A 270-nucleotide genomic window follows, 5' to 3' on the forward strand; every position below is an offset into this window, starting at 1 on the left:
GCCCCGCATCCGCGCCGCCATCGCGCAGGCGGGCGTCACGGTCGAAAAGATCCTGCTGACCCACGGCCATATCGACCACGCCGGCGAGGCGAAACCGTTGGCGGACGAACTCGGCGTGCCCATCGAGGGCCCGCACGAGGAGGACCGGTTCTGGCTCGCGCGGCTGGACGACGACGGCCGCACATACGGCATCCGCGGCGTGGTGTTCGAACCCGACCGCTGGCTGGTCGAGGGCGACATGGTGACGATCGGCGACCTGACGCTCGACGT

At 70.4% G+C, this 270-nt stretch carries 1 protein-coding gene; it reads left to right on the plus strand.

Annotated elements, in window-relative coordinates:
- Nucleotides 1-270 (plus strand): MBL fold metallo-hydrolase (locus AC0IYH_RS31755; RefSeq protein ID WP_471838244.1); only part of this gene is annotated, 270 nt, incomplete at both ends.

Source organism: Pseudomonas sp. AC463 (assembly GCF_979253585.1).